This is a genomic window from Rania fehmarnensis, from assembly GCF_056494185.1.
The window spans coordinates 5,869,082-5,889,667 of record NZ_CM151398.1; the positions used below are offsets into that span (position 1 = coordinate 5,869,082).

Sequence of the window (20,586 nt, forward strand, 5' to 3'; positions counted from 1 at the left end):
TCCAAGTTAGTCCTTAGGCAGGATGACGGTGTCGATCACATGGATGACACCGTTCTTGGCTTCGATGTCGGTCTTGACTACGTTAGCCTTATCAACCTTTACGCCGTCTTTGCCAGCGACGATCATCACTTCTTGACCTTGGACCGTCTTGGCCTTGTCCAGCTTGACAACGTCAGCGGCCATCACCTTGCCAGGCACTACGTGGTAGGTCAGGACAGCGATCAACTTCTTCTTGTTTTCTGGCTTGAGCAGATTCTCAACAGTGCCCTTGGGCAGCTTTTCAAAAGCCGCATTGGTCGGTGCGAAGACCGTGAACGGTCCCTTGCCGCTGAGGGTCTCGACCAGGTCAGCAGCCTTGACGGCAGCTACTAACGTCGAGAAATCCTTGTTACCAGCGGCGATTTCAACGATCGTCTTGTCGGTTGTCTTGGCTTCTTGAGCCACAACGCTACCGGTCATACAGGCCAACGCTACCATCGACAAAGCAAATGCAAAGCTCTTCATCACAACAAACTCCAGTTTCGGTTTCGGAACGTTTCGCAGCACTCCACCACGGAGCGCCGCGATTCAAATTCGGCCTCTGCAACGCTATCAAAGGCAACCGCCGGCAGGTTGCATCTCGATCTCGCTGTCTTCACCTGTGTTATAGGAGGGCGTCAAGGGGCAAGTGGCTATTGGCACGGGCAGCGAGCAACGATTTACCGAGTGAAAAAAATTCTGCACGTTTTTTGAAAGTCGAATTTTGGCTTTCGATTCAAATTTTAGAGTTAAGATTTCGCGTGCCACACTTGACGCACTCCCTATAACAAAAGAGATCGTCCGGCTTTTTAAGTCGAGCAGTTGCATCGTGTTTAGGGTTTTGGGTGGCACTGGCAATGCGCAGCATAGCCAGTGCCATCCGAAGTCTTTTGAACTTCAATAGTTAAAAGCTGTTCGATCTCAAGAGCAAAGAAACAGACTTAACTCATCTGGGAGTGACAATGAATACGTTTGCTATAATGGGAGCCACGGGCACAATAGGGAGTCTGCTGGCCGAGCACTTAGTTGCGCGTGGCAATAGAGTGCTGCTGGTCGCCCGCGACGCACCAAAGCTTGATGCACTCGCTGAACGCCTGGGGCCAGCCACTAGTGCTTGCCATCTGTCAGATTTCTCTAGCAGCGATGGGCTGCGTGCTGTACTCGAACCGCAGCTGCTCGACCAGCCTTTGCAGGGCATCGTCAATTGCATCGGTTCGCTAATTCTCAAACCCGGCCACGGCACAAGCGATCAAGAGTTTCGCAGCACGCTCGAGACGAATTTGTTCACAGCTTTTGCAGCGGTTCGCTGCGCGGGAACGCTGATGCGCAAGACCGGCGGCTCTGTAGTGCTGATCGCTTCGGCCGCTGCTGAAATTGGATTGCAAAACCACGAAGCCATTTCGGCCTCCAAGGCGGGCATTATTGGCCTGGCCCGCGCCGCCGCCGCGACTTATGCCGCCAACAATATCCGCGTCAACGTGGTTAGCCCAGGCTTGACCTGCACGGAACTGACGCGTCGCATCTGGGAGAATCCAACCAACAGCCAGGCATCTTCGGAAATGCATGCGCTAGGACGTCTCGGGCAACCACAACACATCGTGTCAGCCATCACCTGGTTGCTGGATCCTCTAAACGATTGGACTACCGGCGAAGTCATGCACGTCGACGGTGGCCTGTCCCAGCTAGTCCCCAGACGACGAGCGTAAATGTCACCGCTACAAGGGTAGCCGATCTCGCCAGAGATTGGAAATCGTTCGGTGACGCATACAAAGTCTGGCGACTTCGGCTACAGCGTCACCTAAGGCCTCAGGGTGGCACTGGCTATGCGCAGCATTGCCAGTGCATGGAACGAAGTGGTGCAGTTGGCAAGTCTGTTGAGCAGCCAATGTAAGCGAAGTTGAGCTCGCAGCTCCGGGGAATGTTACTGTGACCGCTTGTTCGTTCGTGAATGAAGCACCGTTGGCTGCTCACAAACTTCGCTTTCATTGGTTTATCCCACTGAAAGATCGAATATCAATCGCTTCGTTGGGAGCACTGGCAATGCTGCGCATAGCCAGTGCCACCCAGAACCCTTAATGCCATGTAATCAATCGGTGACGCATCCAAAGTCTGGCGACTTCGGCCACAGGTCATCACCCCGCTTTGCGCATGGGAAGCGTGATGGGCTCATCTTCCGCTCCGCTGCGTACGATCTTGCGGATGGTAAATGGGCGGCGGCTGTTGCGCGAATAGTACAGACGTGTGTTGGCTTCACCTAACAATCCAAGACTAAATAGCTGCACGCTGACCACGCACAGGATAGCCCCCAGCAACAGCAGCGGATTGCCGGTCATGTCGATGTTCAGCAGCAGTTTGCTGAGCGCCGAAGTGACCATCATGGCCGTACCAGTGGCTAAGAAACCAAAGCCAATGCGACCGAACAGCTTCATGGGGCTGCTGTAATAGTCCAACATGTATTTGACGGTCAGTAGATCCAACACCACGCGCAGGGTCCGCGACAGTCCGTATTTGGTCTTGCCGAAGCGTCGCGGATGATGGCGCGTCACCATCTCAGTGCAACGCGCGCCGCGCCAATGTGCCAAGATAGGTATAAAGCGATGCATCTCGCCGTAGAGCTCCAATTCCTCGGCGATCTCGCGGCGCATGGCTTTCAATGTGCAACCAAGGTCGTGAATTGGAAAGCGAGTCACGCGCGATATCAACCAGTTGGCAATCCGGCTCGGGAGCTTTCGCGTCAGAAATGTGTCGTGACGATCTTTGCGCCAGCCGTGGACCAGGTCGTAACCTTCGTCCAGTTTGGCCAACATGGCTGGGATGTCTGCTGGATCATTTTGCAGGTCGCCGTCGAGCGTCACTAGGCGCGCCCCGCTGGCCGCTTCCAACCCAGCTTGCATGGCAGCTGTCTGGCCATAGTTGCGGCGAAACTGGACGACCACCAATTGGGGGTACTGCCCGGCCAGGGTCTCTAGCAGTTGCGTCGAGCCATCGGTTGAACCATCATCGACCAGCACAATTTCGGTCTCGCCCGGTAGCGTCTCAGCCAGTTCGACCAACTGACCAACCAAGATCGGTAAGTTTTCTACCTCGTTATAAATTGGGACAATCAGGCTATTTTCCATGGCAAACCCCGTAGACCGGCTGATTCCGCCGGATAATATTCCAGTCGACGCAGCGCGTCGGCATCTGGTTTCACATAGCGTCAAAACGAAGGAATTACCAAACCGCGGGCCTAGCCGTCAATCCGAACGGCTTTACGATTTACTGTAAATAAGCGAAAATGCATGCTAAGGGCGAAGCCGGTTGGCCATTGATTTGCGGGCACTGGCCAGCGTGCTAAACGCGTTTGCTATCGAGCCAACGGCGGCAAGTTGCTAGGTTGATTCCAGGCAGCACCCAAATGGTTCAGGCCCGCATTGGCCTTGCCCTGAATAGATCAAGTAATCAATCAAGTGGGGAACACAGCGATGTCAGACGTGAGGATCGAGAGCGACGAAGAGTCTGCTGTAGGGGCAGAAGGTCAAATTCCTGCACCCTCGGACATCGATCCAGTGGAGACAGGCGAGTGGATGGGCTCGCTCGATTATGTGCTCAAAAGCAAAGGTCCCGACCGCGTCAAGTTCTTGCTGAAAACCCTCGACACCCGAGCTCGCCAAGAAGGCGTCGACGTTCCGATGGAGCTGAACACTCCATACCTGAACACCATCCCAACCAGCAAGCAACCAGCCTACCCCGGCAATCGCGAGCTCGAACGCCGCATCAAAAGCATCATTCGCTGGAACGCCATGGCCATGGTCGTGCGGGCCAACAAAAAGAATGATGGCCTAGGTGGGCACATCAGCACCTTTGCCAGCAGCGCAACACTATACGAAGTGGCCTTCAATCACTTCTTCAAAGGTCGCGGCAAAGACGGTTACAGTGGTGATATCGTTTACTTCCAAGGTCACGCATCGCCTGGCATGTACTCGCGGGCCTTCGTTGAAGGGCGACTATCAGAAGCCAATCTTGATAACTTCCGCCGTGAGCTCCAAGATGAGATGGGGCTGAGCAGTTATCCGCACCCGTGGCTGATGCCCGAATTCTGGGAATACCCCACCGTATCGATGGGCCTGGGACCGATCATGGCCATCTATCAAGCTCGCTTCAACGAGTACCTCAAAGATCGCGGCTTGAAAGACACCACGGGCCAGAAGGTGTGGGCTTTCTTGGGTGACGGCGAATGCGACGAACCAGAATCGCTTGGCGCACTGACTTTGGCTTCGCGCGAAAAGCTCGACAACTTGATCTTCGTCATCAACTGCAATCTGCAGCGACTGGACGGCCCAGTGCGTGGCAATGGCAAGATTATCCAAGAGCTCGAAGGGCTCTTCCGCGGTGCGGGCTGGAACGTCATCAAAGTTGTCTGGGGCGGCGACTGGGATGTACTGCTGGAAAAAGACCAAACTGGATTGTTGGCCAAGCGCATGGCCGAAGTGGTTGATGGTCAGTACCAGAAATACACGGTCATGCCGGGCTCGTACATTCGCGAGCACTTCTTTGGCAAGTACCCCGAACTACTGCAACTGGTGGCCAATTACTCCGACGAAAAGCTGGAAAAGATGCGCCGCGGTGGCCACGATCCCGAGAAAGTTTATGCGGCATACAAAGCGGCCGTGGAACACAAAGGCCAACCGACCGTCATCCTGGCCAAGACCATCAAGGGTTATGGACTGGGCGAAGCCGGCGAAGGTCGTAACGTGGCTCACAACCAAAAGAAGATGAACGAGAAGGAACTACTCGAGTTCCGTAGCCGCTTCGGTATTCCGATTTCGGATGAAGAAGTTGGCCATGCTCCGTTCTATAAACCACCCAATACCAGTAACGAAATCAAGTACCTGGAAGAACGACGTAGTGCGCTGGGCGGACCGGTACCCAGTCGACCCAAGAATCACCCGACGCTCGAAACACCCACACTGGAAGAGTACAAACGCTTCACCGAGGGCATAAAGGGCGCCAGCACGACCAAAGGATTTGTGCGGTTGATGCAGCGACTGGTCAAGGACAAAAAGATTGGCAAGAACATCGTGCCGATCGTGCCCGACGAATCGCGGACCTTTGGTATGGAAGGCATGTTTGGCGAAGTGGGTATCTACGCGCATGCGGGCCAACTATACGAACCAGTCGATTCCGATCAGATCGCTTTCTACAAAGAAGCTACCGATGGTCAGATCCTGGAGGAAGGCATCACCGAAGCCGGTTCCATGAGCAGCTTCAACGCCGCTGCCACAGCTTACTCGGCCCACGGCGTGCCCATGATTCCGTTCTACATTTACTACTCGATGTTCGGTTTCCAACGCATCGGCGATTTGATTTGGGCCGCGGCCGATATGCGTGCCAAAGGCTTTTTGATTGGTGGTACTGCGGGCCGCACCACGCTCAATGGTGAAGGACTACAGCATCAGGATGGTCATAGCCATTTGAATGCCATTGCGTTTCCCACTGTGCGTCCATACGACCCAGCTTGGGCTTATGAGACGACGGTTATCGTGATCGATGGTATGAAGCGTCTGTATCGCGACGGCGAAACGGCCATCTATTACATCACGGTTCACAACGAAGAATACGACATGCCAGCCTTGCCAGATGGTGTCGAAGAAGGCATCGTCAAAGGCATCTACAAGTTCAACTCGCGTGAAGTAGAAGGTTCGAAACTTCGCGTGCAACTCTTTGGCAGCGGCGCTATCCTGCGCAGCGCGATCGAAGCTCAAGAGATCCTGGCCGAACGCTACAAGGTGGCCAGCGATGTATGGAGCGTGACCAGTTACACGCTGTTGCGTCGCGATGCCCAAGAATGCGAACGCTGGAACATGTTGCATCCTGACCAAAAGCCTCGTCGCAGTTACATTCAAAATGTGCTCGATGGCGTCAAGGGTCCAATCATTTCCGCCAGCGATAATGTGCGAGCCGTGGGTGAGCAATTGCTGCCCTATATCGATCAAGACTACTATGTTTTGGGCACCGACGGCATGGGACGCAGTGAAACTCGGCACGCGCTCCGTCGCCACTTCGAAGTCGATGGACCATCGATTGCGATCGCGGCCCTATATCGACTGAGCAAGCAAGGGGCCCTCAGCGCAGCCGATGTAGCCAAAGCCATCAAAGACCTCGGTTACGATCCCGAGAAACGCAACCCATTGTTTGCCTAAACAACCCGACGCATCAGCGTGGGAAACCACCATCACAGCCCTGCGCGCGAGCGCGCAGGTTGTTTAACACTTACCCTGTCGACAGATCCTGAAACCCGATAAGTGACTATGGCCACAGAAATCAAACTACCATCCTTGGGCGAAGGTGTAACATCCGGCGACGTGCTGGAGATCCTGGTAAAGGAAGGGGACAGTGTCAAACAAGGCTCCGGCCTGATGGAACTGGAAACCGACAAAGCCACGGTGACCGTGCCCAGCCCGTCCAGTGGCAAGATTGTGTCGATCAGTGTTAAAGCTGGCGACACGGTGGAAGTCGGCAGCGTCATCGTCACGATGGAAGCCAGCAACTCGGCCGCCGCTCCCTCTAAGGCAGCAGCATCAGCTCAAGCGCCTGCGCCTGCTCAAGCGCCCGCAGCCGCTCCAGCCCAACCTGCGGCGGCACCAAAAGCTGCGGCGCCGCAGCCCGCACCACCTGCAGCTGCAGCCGCTCCTGCTCCGCCACCAGCTGAACCACCCAAGCCAACCGCGCCCACTCCTCCGCCCGTCGTGCAGCGCCAAGTAGAACCAGCTACGCCATTAGCGACGGCTGCCTTGGCCGACTCGGCTAGCGAAATTGCTGCCGGCCCAGCCATTCGGCGACTGGCCCGCGAAGTTGGTATTGAGCTGAGCCAGGTAAGCGGTACCGGCGAAGGTGGCCGCATTACGCGCGAAGATGTGCTGCGCAGCGTCCGCGAATCATCGGCCCAACGGGCTGGGCAATTGGTTACCGCCGCGCCCAATCAAAGCTCCGGCAGTCGCGCACTGACCACCGGCAGTCCAGAAGCCCAGAACGAATACGGTCCGGTACGCATCGAACGCATGAGCAAGATTCGCAAGACGATTGCCGCCCAGATGCATAAATCCTGGAGCAATGTGCCTCGCGTAACCAACTTTGATGATGCGGATGTTACCGATCTAGAGCTATTCCGATCGTCCAGCAAAGACGATTATGCAGCTCAAGGCATCAAGCTAACTACGATGCCTTTCTTGATCAAAGCCGTAGCTACCGCGCTGCGTCATCACCCAGCTGTCAACGCCGAACTGGATTTGGAAAACGAACAAGTCATCTACAAAGACTATGTCAACATCGGCATTGCGATCGACACCGACCGCGGCCTGGTGGTCCCTAATATTCGCAACGCGGATCAATTGAGTATCCCCGACATTGCTAAGGCTCTGGCCGATCTGGCTTCGCGCGTTCGCAATGGCGAATTTGGCGTCAATGAATTGCGCGGCGGCACTTTCACGATCAGCAACCTGGGCGCGATCGGCGGCACCTACAGCACGCCGATCGTGAATGTGCCAGAAGTGGCCATCTTGCTCGTCGGCCGCACACGCAAGCTGCCGGTCGTAATGGAAGATGACTCGATCAAGCCACGCTTGATGATGCCACTGAGCCTGTCGTACGATCACCGTCTGGTCGACGGCGGCACCGCGGCTCGCTTCCTGAATGAATTGATCGCTTACTTGGAAGCCCCCAGCCGATTGTTGCTGGCTATCAATTAAGTTAGCGTAGCGGAATGCGTCAAGCATTTCGTGTGAGCGGTAGCGGAATGCGTCAAGCATTTCGTGTTAGAGGTAGCGGAATGCGTCAAGCATTTCGTGAGCATATCGGTTAGAAGACGAAAGCCTTGTCGGCTTCCGCTACGGGTCACAAGACGAAAGCCTTGACGGCTTATGCTACGCGGTGCGAGCGTATGGCGCATTTGTAGAGTACAATCTACGCCAGTGCAATTCACCACCCCGACCACTGGTGCGCTATGGGCCGTCGAATTACGCGCGGGTTTACTCTCGTCGAACTGCTGGTAGTTATCGCGATCATCGGCATCTTAGTAGGGCTCATCCTGCCTGCAGTGCAAGCTGCTCGCGAAGCGGCTCGGCGCATACAATGCGCCAACAACCTGCATCAACTTGGATTGGCCCTGCATCAATACCATGATGCGCTCAAGCGATTCCCCTCATCGGTCGTGTATCCCAATCGATCGATGTGGACCGCGATGATCTTGCCGCACTTGGAGCAAGAGCCGCTCTTTGGCACGCTCAATTTCAGCTTGCCTTTTAACGACGGGAACACGCCCAACGGCCAGGCCTGCTCGCGATACTTGCCAGTGTTTCGTTGCCCCAGCAGCAACTCGCCGGAACATGTCACGGTGCAAGGAGTTGATAACCGTGTGCCATGCAACTACCTGGCGATCGGTAGTGGCACGGCCACGCGCGATTGGGGGCCGGACAACGACAATATTGGGCGGCTGCAACAAGACGGAATGATGTACATCAACTCAGCCACGCGGATGGCCAGCATCCTGGATGGTACTTCCAATACTCTGTTGGTTGGGGAATGTTTGTTCGAAGGGCGAGTCTTGGGCACTGACGGCTCCGGTAGTGGACAACTGATCGATCACTGGTACATCGGTACAGCCGATATGCTGGATGTCGGTATGCAGTGGTTTCATGAGACCAGCGAATGCACTGGATCGACCGCGGTGGCTATGAACAACTTTGCCGATCCCTTGATCCAGGTAGATGAAAAAGAGTTATGCCTGGCCAGTCGCCACGTCGGCGGAGTTCAAGTTGCATTTGCGGATGGTCACGTTTCGTTCTTGACATCGTCGGTCGATCGAACCATCTATAGCGCACTGGGCACCAGAGCCGGCAGCGAAGTTGTCTCACTGAATGATCAATAGTCCGCACCGCCCGAGGTAGTCCATGAGTCGCGCATCAACGCAGCAAATGCTTCGCCAAATCCCAGTTAGCTGGGCCATAGGATTGTTGGTACTGCTGGTCAGCTACTGGTTTGCCCAGCCCATCTTGAACAGTCGCTTGGGTTTGCAGTTGCCATCACTGGCCAGTCTACTGGGCGAGCCCGAGCCCAAGCCCAAGCTCGCTGAAAAGAAAGCAGCGCCATCCTCCAGCAGATCATCAGCTGACGAATCATCATCGCCATCTGCAGCGGATACTCAGCCGACCGCGGCTGCGGAGGCCACCAAACCATCGGCACCGCGCTCGGACACAACTTCGTCCGCCAAGCCCAAAAAAGCCGACACCGAAACAAAAAAACCGTCTTCGAAGTCCACCAGCGAAACGACTGCCAAACAGCCTGCCAGCGATAACTCTTCCGAGCTGCTTCACGGCTTGCTCAAGGAAACCGGGCGTGAGCGCTATGTCTCGCCGGAAGGCTTGCAATACAATCCAGGTAGCGAAGAAGGCCATCGCTTGCAGCACTTGGAACGCCATTTGAAAGACCAGCCCAATCGACCGGGTAAACATGGGGTATTCGATGGCGATATGCCGCAAGTCCTCAAATGGATCGACGACGCCTACGCGCGTGGCAAGCGAGGTGCCAAGGGTGTCCGCAAACAAGAAGAAGATGGCAGGACCGTTTATGAAGTACCGTTCACTCAGCCGATCGGCTACATCGGTGGACGCGACGGCAAACGCGATGGACACCCAGCGGCCAAACGCTTGCGCCTGGTGGTTGACGGCAACCGCTTCATCACTGCCTTTCCATTCTAAATTACTTTATATGTAAAGTATTTTTGCATGACAGCACAACCTTCGGAAGCTTGGATTTACGTAGGCAATTGCCCGATATGTCAGTGCGGGCTGCGCAGAGTTCGCGCCTGTAACGGCAGCGTTCAGAATCCCAGTTTGCATGGCTATATCTTGTGTGATGATTGCGAAACGCTGTGGCTGGAACCCGATGTGCATTCGCCTCATCAATATCCCGATGCCGACATACCAGCCTGTCCCGTCTGTCATCAACCGCTCTTTGGACCTCAGGCCCATTGGGCTACGATTCAAGACCTGGTGGCTTTGGGCTGGCAAGACCAGTGCATCGTCGAACCGATCACGCCCTCAAACTTCCCGGAGGATTTGCTGGAGCCCGACGACCTGGTTGTTGATCTCGATGCACCTGAACCGCCACCGGTGCATCATCATGACAATCACGGCAACCATGAACTGCCCGCTGAGCAGTTGGCCGAAGTGGCTTCGCAGTTAGATCGTCCCGACGAAATGGCCGAGCCTAAACCGGGCTGCTGATCTGTCACTTCAACTCTCCAGTTGCCAGCCTGGTCTGGGTTGTCGCGACAAGAACTGATTGGCTGCTTCATTGTTGGTGATGCGCATAGCGGCCGCGTCCCACAGAATCGTGCCACCTGCCCTGAACGCCACGTTGCCCAGATGATTGGCTTCGGTAAGTGGTCCAGCATAGCTAAACGGACTGGCCGTTGCGGATCCCGTTTGGCAAGCTCGCACCCATTCCGCCTGTTGCCCCGGCGAATCCGGAATAAAGGGGTCAGGTCTCTTAAAATCCTTGAATTGCTCTTCGGGCAATAACACGTGCTGACCGTAGTCGCTCAGTAGCATGCCCTTGTCGCCCACAAACAGTACGCCGCTGTTCCACTGTGGAATTTGTTTGTTCAGCCATTGCGGCGGTTTGTGAGAACCTTGGTACCAGGTAACCTGGCAAGCGGGCAAGTCGCCGCGCGGACCGTACTGGTATGCAGCGGTCATCGATGCGGGAGCAATCTCAGGATGCGGCTTGTCACCCTGAGCTTCGATCGATAGCGGGTGATCCAACTTCAAGGCCCAGAACGGCAAGTCCACCCAGTGGCTACCCAGGTCGGACATAGTGCCATTTCCGAAATCCCACCAGCGATACCATTTGGGACCTGGAAAATACACTTCATGGTAGGGTCGTTGTGGTGCAGGCCCCAACCAAAGGTCCCAGTCCAGAAACGCCGGTGGCATCTGCGATTCTTGGGGCCGCTCAGTTACGTACACGATGTCATTGTTGGCTTGCGCATCGGCTTGACTTTGCAGTCCCCAAGCGCGACCAACCCACACGTGAGCTTCGCTGACCTTGCCGATCGCGCCGCTTTGAATAAGTTCAACCACGCGATGGTAGTTGGGTTCAGAATGAATCTGCGTGCCCATCTGGGTAGCGACACCCGCCTTGGCAGCAGCTTGGGTGATCAAGCGTGCTTCGGCCACGTTTTGAGTCAACGGCTTTTCGCAGTAGACATGTTTGCCACGCTTTAGCGCCGGCAGCGTTGCATAAGCATGCGTATGCTCGGTGGTGCTAACCACCACTGCATCATAGTCCCGCAGTTCGTCATACATCCGCCGAAAATCTTGAAAGGTTTTGGCCGAAGGATGAGCCTTTTGAGCGATGTTCAAATGTCTTGAATCGACATCGCACAGCGCCACGACTTCGACGTCCGGTTGCTGAGCAATCGTGCTGAGGTTCGCCCCCCCGCGACCGCCAACGCCAATGAAAGCCACCCGCAAGGTCTTGGCCCGCGCCAGCGACTGCCGAGGCCAACCAACAGTAGCCGCACCGGCCACAGCCCCAGCGGAAATCAAACCGAACTTGCGTCGTGAGATCTGAGTAGTGGGTTGACTCATGGCGAACCTCGTTAATGATTAGTGCATGTCTGGCTCAGCGAAAGACATTGTCTCCTTTCGCTCCGCGAAAGGTAACCGACTTTTGCCGAGTAAAACGAGACAATCTAGCACACTCCGCCAACGGTAGTTACCTTTTGCGGAGCAAAAGGAGACAAAGCCAATAATGCAACCAACGTTGAAACTGCTGGCGATTGCCTGGGCGGCACCCTATAGTCTGCTCGGCATGGCGATTGGCTTGATTGGATTATGCACCGGCGGTGGTGGTCGATTTCGCGATGGAGCCTTTGAATTCTTCGGCGGAGGCACGCGGTGGATCGTCAGGCATTCGCCTCTAGGGGCGCGTACCCAAGGCATTACGCTCGGCCATGTGATCATAGGCCAATCAGTCGATGGGCTGGATGCATGTGCCGATCACGAGCGAGTGCACGTGCGTCAGTTCGAGCGCTGGGGAGTGCTGATGGGCCCCGCCTACTTGGGTTCCAGCGCATGGATGTGGCTGCGCGGTCGCGATGCCTACTTGGATAATCCATTCGAAGTCGAAGCGTACACTGCCGATGCGGCTCGAATCGCCGCAGCTGGCCGCGAAACGCTCAACAGCTAACCGCTGGCCCGACCCAGTTGGAACAGTTCGAACATCGGATCGGAGATACTGGCCGCAGATGATTTGCTCAAGTGTTCGGACATCATCTGGTCGAATTGTCCCTGAAAAATCTCTTCAGCTCGACCGCCATTGAAGTAAGCTGCACCTTCTTGGCTGGTGCGCAACGACTTGATCATTTCGGCAAAGAAGGTCTGACCGACGAACTCCTGGAACTTCTCTTTCAATTCAGCATGCTGCTGATCCTTATTCAGCATACGCTCACCTAACGAGTGCAAGCGATCGCTGGAAGCACTGTTTGTGGCATCAAAACCGGAGGTCGTTGGGATTTGCATAGTAAGGAGTAAGGAGTAAGGAGTAAGGAGTAAGGAGTAAGGAGTAAGGTGGTGCACTTCGCTGCGAAACACTTTCGCTTCGGTAACGGGCCCCCTCCCGCAGACTTCGGCTCAACGCCTCGTCTGCGACCTCCCCCAGCTTCGCCGGGGGAGGTGACATAAAGCTCTTCAATCAATTGACTAAAGAGCTGTACGCTCTCATTGGATCACAACTTCGCCGTACAGGTCGCCCTTTTGCTTGAGGGCTTTGATGATCGAAATCACATCGTCTGACGGCACACTGAGGGAATTAAGTGCATCAACCAAGCTTTTCAATTTGGGACGCGGTTGTGGATTCTCTGGATCAAACCCTACAAAACCCGTCTGACCTGCGCGAGCTTCGATGGATAGATTCTTATGCGTAATTGCAACCGGCGCCATTAAGACGTCTTCGCCGATGATGATCACGCCTTCCCGTTCGTTGATGACCACCCGCTTCGCATTCGGCATATTCGGCAGTGGTGTGTCTAGCAGCAGCGATACAAACGCGACCGGTCGATCACGGTAGTAGCTCGGAATGGTCACTTCGATGTGCACGGGATCGATCGCGCGGGCCAGCGCTTGATAGTTAGAACCCGATGAAGGCGATTGATTACCTCCAGCCGACAAACCACTGCTGTTGAGCTGGTTGATCAAGTCCTCGACATATTGAGCGGCATTGAAGCGACTGACGTCTTTGTCGAGAACGAGCGTAACTTTGTCGTTGCTCACAAACTTGTTGGCAATCGTAGCTTCCATCTTGCAGCCACGGTACAAGGAAGCCGAGGTGGGCGTTCGCGCGTCGGGCACGGTCAAGCGGCCTTGAGCCAGAGCGTACACCGTTGGTCGATCGGCTCTTGGTCCCAACATGGGTGTCGACATCAATGTGCCGCCTTCCAAGCTTTTTGCACTGATAGCGCTAACGGTGCAATCAAGCTTGTCCCCCTGCTGCACGCCTTGCGGTGGCACTGTCGCGGTAACGATGACAATAGCCACGTTACCCGCTTTTTCAACTTCCGCAGCGATCGCTTGTCCATTGGCATCGTTACTGATTTGTCCACCCATCAATTGCATCATGCGCGCCAGTGCACGCGCTGTCGGCTTGGAATCATCTCCGGTCCCTTTCAGGCCGACGACCAACCCCAGACCTTGCAGGGTATTTTCTTCCTGCCCCTTTAGCCGACAGATATCCGCTAACCGCAGCTGATTCTCAGCCGCTTCGACATTTGAAGTTGCGCTAAACACATGGCTGCACGCCAAGAGCGTGAGGATGGCAAGTTTCATAAAACAACGCATGGTAGCCGTGCTTTGTGTTAGACGAGATAGATTTCGTTGGCAAGTAATTGGAGTATCCGCGCGGTTGCTTTAAAACGGTTGCAAGCGCGAGAACCATTCGGTGAACCAACCGCGGCGGTAGCCGTCGCGAGTTTGTCCACTTTCGCGTTTGTCGATCTTGAGGTCGATGATGTCCTTGCTGAGTATCTGGTTGTCAGGCGTAATATCTCGCACCTGACACATGCCTGACAACGAGATCTCCCAGCGATTGTCATTGACGGTGATCGACTTGTGAGCCTCCAGTACGATGGTACCGTTGGGTCGAATATCCGCGATCTCGGCAGCGATGTTGAACGCGAGAGTCTCGCGAGTCTGCAGATCGCTGGTGGCCCGGTACTGTTGGTTCAGCTGTCCATTGACTTGTGGATCGCCGGCCGTTTGAGGTGCTTTGCGTACGCCGAAGCCGTCCAATTCCAGCCACTCCTTCAAGACCGCATCGTAAAGCGCGTTCTTGCGCTGCGTGGCGCGACCCTCAGCTGCCATGCGGGCAATTTCGTCAACGCGTATGCTGATGACGTCGTGAATACGCAACACGCGTGGAGTCGGAGCCGGCGCATATGTCCAACTGGCTGCTGCCAACTGCGGCGATGTAGGTGGGGCCGGCACAATGAGCGCGCCAGCCTCGGGAGCTGCCGGAGCTACTGCGCCCTGCGGCCGACTAAAAGCGACCGCCGGCACAACTTCCGTTAGCGGTCCTGAGAGCAGACTGCTGTTCTGGGCTTGAGCTAGCTGCGTGGGCGCTAACGCAGATGTGAGCAGAAGCAGGACTGTGTATTTGGTGAGGTTGACGATATTGCCTTTCGCGGAGCGAAAGGAGACAGTGGGGGTCATTTCTTGTTTTCCTGTACGATGGGTGGGGCGCCGGCGATGCGGACATGGAGTGGGCCGATGACCGTAGCTTGCAAGCGTTTTTTCGATGAGATCAGTTCGATGTTGATCAAGTCACCAATCGCGCCACCGGAGAGGGCTTTACCGGCCGTCGTGACCGATATGGCGCCCGACACAGACTCTACGTCAATGAATTCACCATTGCTGATGACGATCGGTTCACCGATCGTCGCGCGGCCGATCGGCTGACCAGTCGATATACTGCGACGCAGTTGTTTGCCGACTACCTGGTCCAGCGATTCAAAGTACTCACCCAGTTGATCGCTGTTACGTTGACTGAGCGCAGCCAAAGCCACATCGTCTTCTTCAACAACTTCGTCGCGCCGCAAGGAATGAACCGCGACGACGACCGTGGGTGGAAGATCGATTTGCAGGTCCAGTTCCAGTTCAATCTCTTCGCCTTGATGTTTGATGACGTAGGTCATGACCTGGTCGCCCGTCCAAGGTTCTTCCCCGCCATCAATGGCCAAAATGTTTCGTCGGCCGGACAATGTCGCGGCATATTCCGTAGGCACGTTGACCGTGACGCGCCAGTCCGTGCGTTCACCGGTTTTCAACCACAAGTACTCGCGCGTGGCTTGGACGACGTTGGACTGAGCTTGCGATATCGTACGATCCTGGACGAAGGCTGGCGTAAGTTTAGTACGATCCGGTGGTGGTGGAGCAGCTTGTGTGCGCACCAAGCGTGTCGTCTCGGGACCTTGCCAGCGTATTTGGTGCGCAGCCATGCCACGCAATTGCAAGTGATGCAAGAGATCTTTGGATGTCCAGTCCTGACTGGCACCCAGTTTAGGCGCCGGTGCAAGTGGTAATTGCAGAATGTCTTCTTTAGCGTGAGCGCCCCACGAGACGACTTCGACCAGATCGCCCAGCTTGACGACTGAACTGTCGGTGCGCGGCGCTGCACGGAAACGAAGCTCAAGTAAATTGGCGCTGCGCAGCGTTGTAGTAGTCTGACCAGAGCCCATGCCTACCTGAGAAGAGCGACGATTAAGTAGCCTATCATCGGCTTGCAACCCAGAGATACCGAGCTGTACGATGACCAGGCATGCGCAGACAATCGCCTGCAGCGATACCAGGCTAACGTTTCGATAGACTCTTGATTGTTGTAGTTCGATCATGAATCACTACCTACGCAAATTCGCTACTAGCTGCAGCAACTGATCGCCGGCTTGAACGGCTTGGGAATTCAATTCGAAACCACGTTGAGTCGTGATCAAGTCGATCAACTCTTGCACCGGCTCAACGTTTGAGGCCTCTAGCGAACCCTGACGCAGCAAGCCCATGCCGTTGGTCCCGGGATCACCTGCAATCGCCTGGTTGCTGGCATCAGTTTGCACATACATATTTTCTCCAACCTTCAGCAATCCATCCGGATTAATGAATTGTGCCATTTGCAATTGGCCGACTTGCTGGAGCTGCGTATTGCCGACCTGACGAACTTGCACCTGGCCATTGGGACTGATGACGATCGCCGTGGCATCTTGCGGAATCTGTATAGGCGGTTCGAGCAAACGGCCAGTCTGCGCCGAACCAATGACCAGGTTGCCATTGGCGTTGACATCCAGGTTGCCGGATCGAGTGAACATCGTTTGCTGACTTTGCGGATCGATCACTTGCAAGAAGCCGGGGCCTTCGATGGCGATATCCAGATCGCGGCCGGTGGCTTGAACGGCGCCTTGGCGATAGTCCTTCTGCGTACTCTGAAGTCGCGAGCCTAAGCCGACTTGAGTACCCGTCGGAGTTGGATTTTGTCCGGCATCGAGCATCCCGGGATAGACTTCATTGCGATACAGCAAGTCTTCGAAGTTGGCCCGATCGCGCTTGAAGGCTGTGGTATTGATGTTGGCCAGGTTATTGGCCACCACATCCAACTTGGTCTGCATGGCATCCATGCCAGTGGCAGCGGTGTACATCGTTTGTATGCTCATCGTTCATTCTTCCGTGAAGTATGTGGCATAGATTTATTCACTCAGTACGCGGCTAATGAGCGAACCGAGGGTTTGATCTTGAGTTTGAATCATTTTCACGTTGGCTTCGTAGACGCGCGAAGCTTCGATCAATTCCATCATGGCCGCAGTGGGTTTCACAGCCGACTCTTCGATGGCACCGCCCACCACGGATCGTTCGGTAGCTGGTACCGGCACCACTTGAGCCAACGATTGAAACAAGTTGTCGCCCACGCGTGACAAGTCCCCTTGTTCGCGTGGTCGCGCCAGCATCAGCGATTGCCGCTGGCCGGCCTGGTAAACCGCGCCATCATCCATTACTTCAAAGGGAGCTAGTGGATCGATCGTGATCGGCCCGCCGTTTTCCGAAAGAACCGTTTCGCCAATAGGCGTCACCAGCTTGCCGCCACTATCGAAGTGAAAATTGCCTGCGCGTGTTAGTAATTGTTGATCGCCACGCTGCACTACAAAGAAGCTCGACTCGTCGTTGATCGCAAAGTCGGTACGGCCACCAGTGGTGCGAATTGGGCCTTGTGAGAATTGCGTCAGTGAGGGACTGACGGTTACGGCCCCGCCCAGATTGTCGACACCGCCGGACATCTCGGGCACGTCGCCCCGATCGACCGCTTCCGCATGACGACTTTTGACGACCGCCAAATGAGGCTTGAAGCCCGGCGTATTGACGTTGGCCAAGTTATGACTGAGTACTTCCAGTCGGTGATTTTGCGCGTTGGCACCCGCGGCTGATAAATATAGCCCGTAAGCCATGTGTTGAATTCATCCTGCGTCGGCGCACCCCCTGCCACTTGTTCCGCACTATACGCTTTCCCAAATCCACTCCCCTGGTGTCAAGGTGAGTTTATGACCTTCCGCTGTAGAGCGGCTGTCCCCAGCCGCTCAGCACCTGCCTACCAATTCACGACCGACCGAGTGACCGCGTGCCCAACACTGCTATGTCCATTCTTCTAAGCGGTGTTGGGCTCAGGAGGACCTTCGCCCCTTCGGCCTTCCGGGACCAACGGGCGGTAGAGAATTTGGTTAGAGGGTGTAGAGCAGCTGAGGACAGCTGCTCTACATCCACGGGACCAACGGGCGGTAGAGAACTTGATTAGAGGGTGCCGAGCAGCTGAGGACAGCTGCTCTACATCCCCGCGACCAACGGGCGGTAGAGAATTTGATTAGAGGATGCCGAGCAGCTGAGGACAGCTGCTCTACATCCACGGGACCAACGGGCGGTAGAGAACTTGATTAGAGGGTGCCGAGCAGCTGTGGACAGCTGCTCTACATCCCCGGGACCAACGGGCGGTAGAGAATTTGATTTGAGGGTGCCGAGCAGCTGAGGACAGCTGCTCTACATCCCCGCGACCAACGGGCGGTCGAGAATTTGGTTAGAGGGTGCCGAGCAGCTGAGGACAGCTGCTCTACGGGCTGGGCGGTTGGATTTCCAAATCGAGCGGAGGAGAGCTGGCGGAGATTTCTTGTTCGCCTAACTTGGTAGCAGCATTGACTACGATACCGCTCGCTTTACCGACTGCTGCATCAGCGGCCACAGTCAGTGCGACTTCGATTTTCGATTCAGCTGCGGGAATCACGATCGACTCGGGGGCGGTCACGCCCGCGGGCAGATTGGCTAGCTTGATGGTGACAGGTTGAGGCTCACCATCTTGGCGCGTTATCTCGATAATCGCCTTGGTCATTTCGCCTGGCTTGACCGCTGCTAGCGGAGCGACGGCTACCTTCATGGGATCGAACAATTTAAGGTTGACGGTCGATACGAAAACTTGCCCGCGTTCGTTCCACTGTCCGTACCACCAGAACTTCAAGGTGGCGGTTTCTGCGGTAGCGTCGGTCGGATGTTTAATGGCAAGCGTGAGCGTGTCCTTGTCTAGGGCATGCGTTGCGCTCCAGTGCTCGGGCACTTCGCTCTTGACCAAGAAGACCGGTTCTTTGAATTCAGCTTGTACGCGTTTGATCGTTAGGCTGACCGAGCCATCGGCTTGCGGACGAGGCAGAGTGATCGGGTCGGAGGGAGCGGTTACTTCAAAGAAGGCTGGCTGGTCGGTCACACCTAACATGGCGATCGCGCCATCTTGCCAGGGAGCTGGAAAGGGCACATGCGGTGCGCGCTGCACCTGCAACGCTTGTGTACTGGCAACGGCCGATCCTTCGGGCGGCTGCGTGGCTTTGCCAACCACTCGAACTTCATCGATCAGTTGCGGATTGAAGCCTTCAGCAGTCAGCACAAACAACTTGGCTTCTTTGGCATCGGCGGGAATCACTGGGTTAACAATATTCAAGCCGGGCAACTGCGGTTCCAATCGGACTTCAATGGGTCCATTGTTCCACACGCGATTGATTAGAAGGTCCAAAGCCGCGGCCCCAGAGTTCGGCTGCAGCGCAAAGGAAACGCGAGTTTTTGGATCAGGCTTTAGCGCCAAGGTGAACGGCTGGGCGATGCCGGCTTGAATGTGATAGCCATGATCCGGTCCGCCACGCCCCAGCAGATCTTCGACTTCTAAGATGTAATCGCCGTCGGCGGCCAGTTTGACATCGAACTGCCATTCATCGCTATCAGAGACGGCGGCCTTGCCGACCACTTCGCCAGCGGCGTTGCGCAGTGTCATCTTCAGCATGGTGCTCGAGCCGAAACTGCGTGTCAGCGCCGCGATGCGCCATGTTTGATCCTTGACCCCAGTGAGCTTGAAGAAATCATGATCGCCCGGTTGCTCCAGTAGACCATTGATTCCGCGGGCCGAGCCAACTGCATTGGCTTGCTCAGCATTATTGTTGGGTTCACTCTCTTGAAATTGCAGCTGATCGCTCAAGCGGACGAGGGCTGTCGACGGTGTTCCGCCTTGCTGAAAACGAGCCGGGACAGGCATCCAGGCAGTTAGGCCGTCGGTGGGTGCGACGATTTCGGTGGTGGCAAGCAATGCACGATCAGGACCAGCCATCGATAGTGAAGCACTTTGGCCGCGCTGCACGACAGGCGGAAAAGCGAATCGCACCAGCGGAAAGTTGCCCAGACGCACACGGTATCGGCCACCGGCCGTGAAGCGATTGTCGTGCACTTCCAACAGGTAGTTACCGGCTTGGGAGAAGGAATGTCGAAAGCGGCTCTCTGGCGAAATCGCATCGTCATCAATATTGCGCACGACGCGACCATCTTCACTCAAGATGCGGACTACTGGGTCACAAGCTGAACCCAGCGAACTGGCCAGGATCTCAAAGGTGATCGCCTGATCCTTGTCCGCGTGGAACCGAAAGTAGTCCAAGAGCTTGCCGTCACCAGTTGCATCAATGGCCAACGACGTACCAATCGACTGCGCAGTAGCCGGCGCATGATTGTCGCTGGCTTCGATGATACTCGGCAGATCGTCAACCAAAACCAGTAGCGGCACCGAGATGGCATCGGGCGTGGCGACCACAAGATTGAAACCACCTAACACCGGAGCATCACCCCGCGGTGCAATGTCCAGCGCGACGCGATTCGGAGTTACCTCAACGACATTGATATTCAGCGGCACACTGGTCCAGACTCGCAGCGGCGCGACGAATTTATCGCCATGCAGATACACGCGAGTTTGGCCTGAAGAGGTTATCGCGGCCGGTAGCGCATGGGTCAGGCTGATTTGCGCATGGGTCCTCCCAGCAGCGAGAGCCAAGAGCGCAGCGGTGGCAGTAACGATGATCAGACGACGCGACGATAGCATGGTGAGCTGCAGCGATGTAGGAGGATGTTGTGGTGGAGGGAACAAGCAGCGACAGGGGCGCAGGGAGGTGCCGAATGCTTGTCGAAGCCAAAGGTAGGTGGG

General features: G+C 55.7%; 17 protein-coding genes. 7 read left to right on the plus strand and 10 right to left on the minus strand.

The window, feature by feature from the left end; translation table 11 throughout:
- Positions 1-6: 6 nt before the first annotated feature.
- On the minus strand, positions 7-504 hold the full coding sequence (locus SH573x_RS20020; RefSeq protein WP_479349507.1) for a fasciclin domain-containing protein: 498 nt from the start codon (positions 502-504) through the stop codon (positions 7-9).
- A gap of 476 nt (positions 505-980) precedes the next feature.
- Between SH573x_RS20020 and SH573x_RS20025 the strand changes: the two genes are divergently transcribed.
- Entirely contained in the window at positions 981-1,724 is a 744-nt protein-coding gene (locus SH573x_RS20025; protein WP_479349508.1) for an SDR family NAD(P)-dependent oxidoreductase, read from the plus strand.
- Between the two features lie 426 nt (positions 1,725-2,150).
- Here SH573x_RS20025 and SH573x_RS20030 read toward each other — a convergent pair whose 3' ends face one another.
- Positions 2,151-3,137: a glycosyltransferase family 2 protein gene (locus SH573x_RS20030; RefSeq protein ID WP_479349509.1), complete on the minus strand. Its 987-nt coding sequence runs from the start codon at positions 3,135-3,137 to the stop codon at positions 2,151-2,153.
- Between the two features lie 345 nt (positions 3,138-3,482).
- Here SH573x_RS20030 and aceE point away from each other — a divergent pair, with 345 nt between their 5' ends.
- From aceE to SH573x_RS20055, 5 genes are all read left to right on the plus strand, one after another.
- Entirely contained in the window at positions 3,483-6,200 is a 2,718-nt protein-coding gene (gene aceE / locus SH573x_RS20035) for a pyruvate dehydrogenase (acetyl-transferring), homodimeric type (RefSeq protein WP_479349510.1), read from the plus strand.
- A 108-nt stretch (positions 6,201-6,308) separates the two neighbouring features.
- Positions 6,309-7,745 (plus strand): 2-oxo acid dehydrogenase subunit E2, encoded by a 1,437-nt coding sequence (locus tag SH573x_RS20040; RefSeq protein ID WP_479349511.1) that lies wholly within the window; start codon positions 6,309-6,311, stop codon positions 7,743-7,745.
- Positions 7,746-7,999: 254 nt separating this feature from the next.
- On the plus strand, positions 8,000-8,923 hold the full coding sequence (locus SH573x_RS20045) for a DUF1559 family PulG-like putative transporter (protein ID WP_479349512.1): 924 nt from the start codon (positions 8,000-8,002) through the stop codon (positions 8,921-8,923).
- 22 nt (positions 8,924-8,945) lie between these two features.
- Positions 8,946-9,752: a hypothetical protein gene (locus tag SH573x_RS20050; RefSeq protein WP_479349513.1), complete on the plus strand. Its 807-nt coding sequence runs from the start codon at positions 8,946-8,948 to the stop codon at positions 9,750-9,752.
- A gap of 27 nt (positions 9,753-9,779) precedes the next feature.
- Positions 9,780-10,280, plus strand: a complete 501-nt coding sequence (locus SH573x_RS20055; RefSeq protein ID WP_479349514.1) for a hypothetical protein — start codon at positions 9,780-9,782, stop codon at positions 10,278-10,280.
- Between the two features lie 9 nt (positions 10,281-10,289).
- Here SH573x_RS20055 and SH573x_RS20060 read toward each other — a convergent pair whose 3' ends face one another.
- Complete coding sequence (locus SH573x_RS20060) at positions 10,290-11,648, minus strand: Gfo/Idh/MocA family protein (RefSeq protein WP_479349515.1); 1,359 nt, start codon at positions 11,646-11,648, stop codon at positions 10,290-10,292.
- Positions 11,649-11,811: 163 nt separating this feature from the next.
- On the opposite strand from SH573x_RS20060, the gene SH573x_RS20065 reads away from it, so the two are divergent.
- Complete coding sequence (locus tag SH573x_RS20065; RefSeq protein ID WP_479349516.1) at positions 11,812-12,249, plus strand: hypothetical protein; 438 nt, start codon at positions 11,812-11,814, stop codon at positions 12,247-12,249.
- Here SH573x_RS20065 and SH573x_RS20070 read toward each other — a convergent pair.
- From SH573x_RS20070 to SH573x_RS20100, 7 genes are all read right to left on the minus strand, one after another.
- Positions 12,246-12,581, minus strand: a complete 336-nt coding sequence (locus SH573x_RS20070) for a rod-binding protein (RefSeq protein ID WP_479349517.1) — start codon at positions 12,579-12,581, stop codon at positions 12,246-12,248. The two genes, SH573x_RS20065 and SH573x_RS20070, sit on opposite strands and share 4 nt — an antisense overlap.
- 198 nt (positions 12,582-12,779) lie before the next feature.
- Positions 12,780-13,883, minus strand: coding sequence for a flagellar basal body P-ring protein FlgI (locus tag SH573x_RS20075; RefSeq protein WP_479349518.1), 1,104 nt, complete (start codon positions 13,881-13,883; stop codon positions 12,780-12,782).
- Between the two features lie 81 nt (positions 13,884-13,964).
- Positions 13,965-14,765, minus strand: a complete 801-nt coding sequence (locus SH573x_RS20080; RefSeq protein WP_479349519.1) for a flagellar basal body L-ring protein FlgH — start codon at positions 14,763-14,765, stop codon at positions 13,965-13,967.
- Positions 14,762-15,943 carry a flagellar basal body P-ring formation chaperone FlgA gene (gene flgA, locus SH573x_RS20085; RefSeq protein ID WP_479349520.1) on the minus strand — a complete coding sequence of 394 codons (1,182 nt, stop codon included), beginning with the start codon at positions 15,941-15,943 and terminating at the stop codon, positions 14,762-14,764. The genes SH573x_RS20080 and flgA overlap by 4 nt, the downstream gene beginning before the upstream one ends.
- A gap of 6 nt (positions 15,944-15,949) precedes the next feature.
- Positions 15,950-16,753 (minus strand): flagellar basal-body rod protein FlgG, encoded by an 804-nt coding sequence (gene flgG / locus SH573x_RS20090; protein ID WP_479349521.1) that lies wholly within the window; start codon positions 16,751-16,753, stop codon positions 15,950-15,952.
- A gap of 33 nt (positions 16,754-16,786) precedes the next feature.
- Positions 16,787-17,539 (minus strand): flagellar hook-basal body protein, encoded by a 753-nt coding sequence (locus SH573x_RS20095; RefSeq protein ID WP_479349522.1) that lies wholly within the window; start codon positions 17,537-17,539, stop codon positions 16,787-16,789.
- Between the two features lie 653 nt (positions 17,540-18,192).
- Positions 18,193-20,484: a hypothetical protein gene (locus SH573x_RS20100; protein ID WP_479349523.1), complete on the minus strand. Its 2,292-nt coding sequence runs from the start codon at positions 20,482-20,484 to the stop codon at positions 18,193-18,195.
- Positions 20,485-20,586 lie beyond the last annotated feature (102 nt).

Excerpts from the sequence above, each read along its gene's own strand:
- SH573x_RS20100 (WP_479349523.1), bottom strand. The coding sequence starts at position 20,484 with ATGCTATCGTCGCGTCGTCTGATCATCGTTACTGCCACCGCTGCGCTC.
- aceE (WP_479349510.1), top strand. The coding sequence starts at position 3,483 with ATGTCAGACGTGAGGATCGAGAGCGACGAAGAGTCTGCTGTAGGGGCA.
- SH573x_RS20095 (WP_479349522.1), bottom strand. The coding sequence starts at position 17,539 with ATGGCTTACGGGCTATATTTATCAGCCGCGGGTGCCAACGCGCAAAAT.
- SH573x_RS20020 (WP_479349507.1), bottom strand. The coding sequence starts at position 504 with ATGAAGAGCTTTGCATTTGCTTTGTCGATGGTAGCGTTGGCCTGTATG.
- SH573x_RS20065 (WP_479349516.1), top strand. The coding sequence starts at position 11,812 with ATGCAACCAACGTTGAAACTGCTGGCGATTGCCTGGGCGGCACCCTAT.
- SH573x_RS20040 (WP_479349511.1), top strand. The coding sequence starts at position 6,309 with ATGGCCACAGAAATCAAACTACCATCCTTGGGCGAAGGTGTAACATCC.
- SH573x_RS20030 (WP_479349509.1), bottom strand. The coding sequence starts at position 3,137 with ATGGAAAATAGCCTGATTGTCCCAATTTATAACGAGGTAGAAAACTTA.
- SH573x_RS20060 (WP_479349515.1), bottom strand. The coding sequence starts at position 11,648 with ATGAGTCAACCCACTACTCAGATCTCACGACGCAAGTTCGGTTTGATT.
- SH573x_RS20050 (WP_479349513.1), top strand. The coding sequence starts at position 8,946 with ATGAGTCGCGCATCAACGCAGCAAATGCTTCGCCAAATCCCAGTTAGC.
- SH573x_RS20025 (WP_479349508.1), top strand. The coding sequence starts at position 981 with ATGAATACGTTTGCTATAATGGGAGCCACGGGCACAATAGGGAGTCTG.
- SH573x_RS20070 (WP_479349517.1), bottom strand. The coding sequence starts at position 12,581 with ATGCAAATCCCAACGACCTCCGGTTTTGATGCCACAAACAGTGCTTCC.
- SH573x_RS20055 (WP_479349514.1), top strand. The coding sequence starts at position 9,780 with ATGACAGCACAACCTTCGGAAGCTTGGATTTACGTAGGCAATTGCCCG.
- flgA (WP_479349520.1), bottom strand. The coding sequence starts at position 15,943 with ATGATCGAACTACAACAATCAAGAGTCTATCGAAACGTTAGCCTGGTA.
- flgG (WP_479349521.1), bottom strand. The coding sequence starts at position 16,753 with ATGAGCATACAAACGATGTACACCGCTGCCACTGGCATGGATGCCATG.
- SH573x_RS20080 (WP_479349519.1), bottom strand. The coding sequence starts at position 14,765 with ATGACCCCCACTGTCTCCTTTCGCTCCGCGAAAGGCAATATCGTCAAC.
- SH573x_RS20045 (WP_479349512.1), top strand. The coding sequence starts at position 8,000 with ATGGGCCGTCGAATTACGCGCGGGTTTACTCTCGTCGAACTGCTGGTA.
- SH573x_RS20075 (WP_479349518.1), bottom strand. The coding sequence starts at position 13,883 with ATGAAACTTGCCATCCTCACGCTCTTGGCGTGCAGCCATGTGTTTAGC.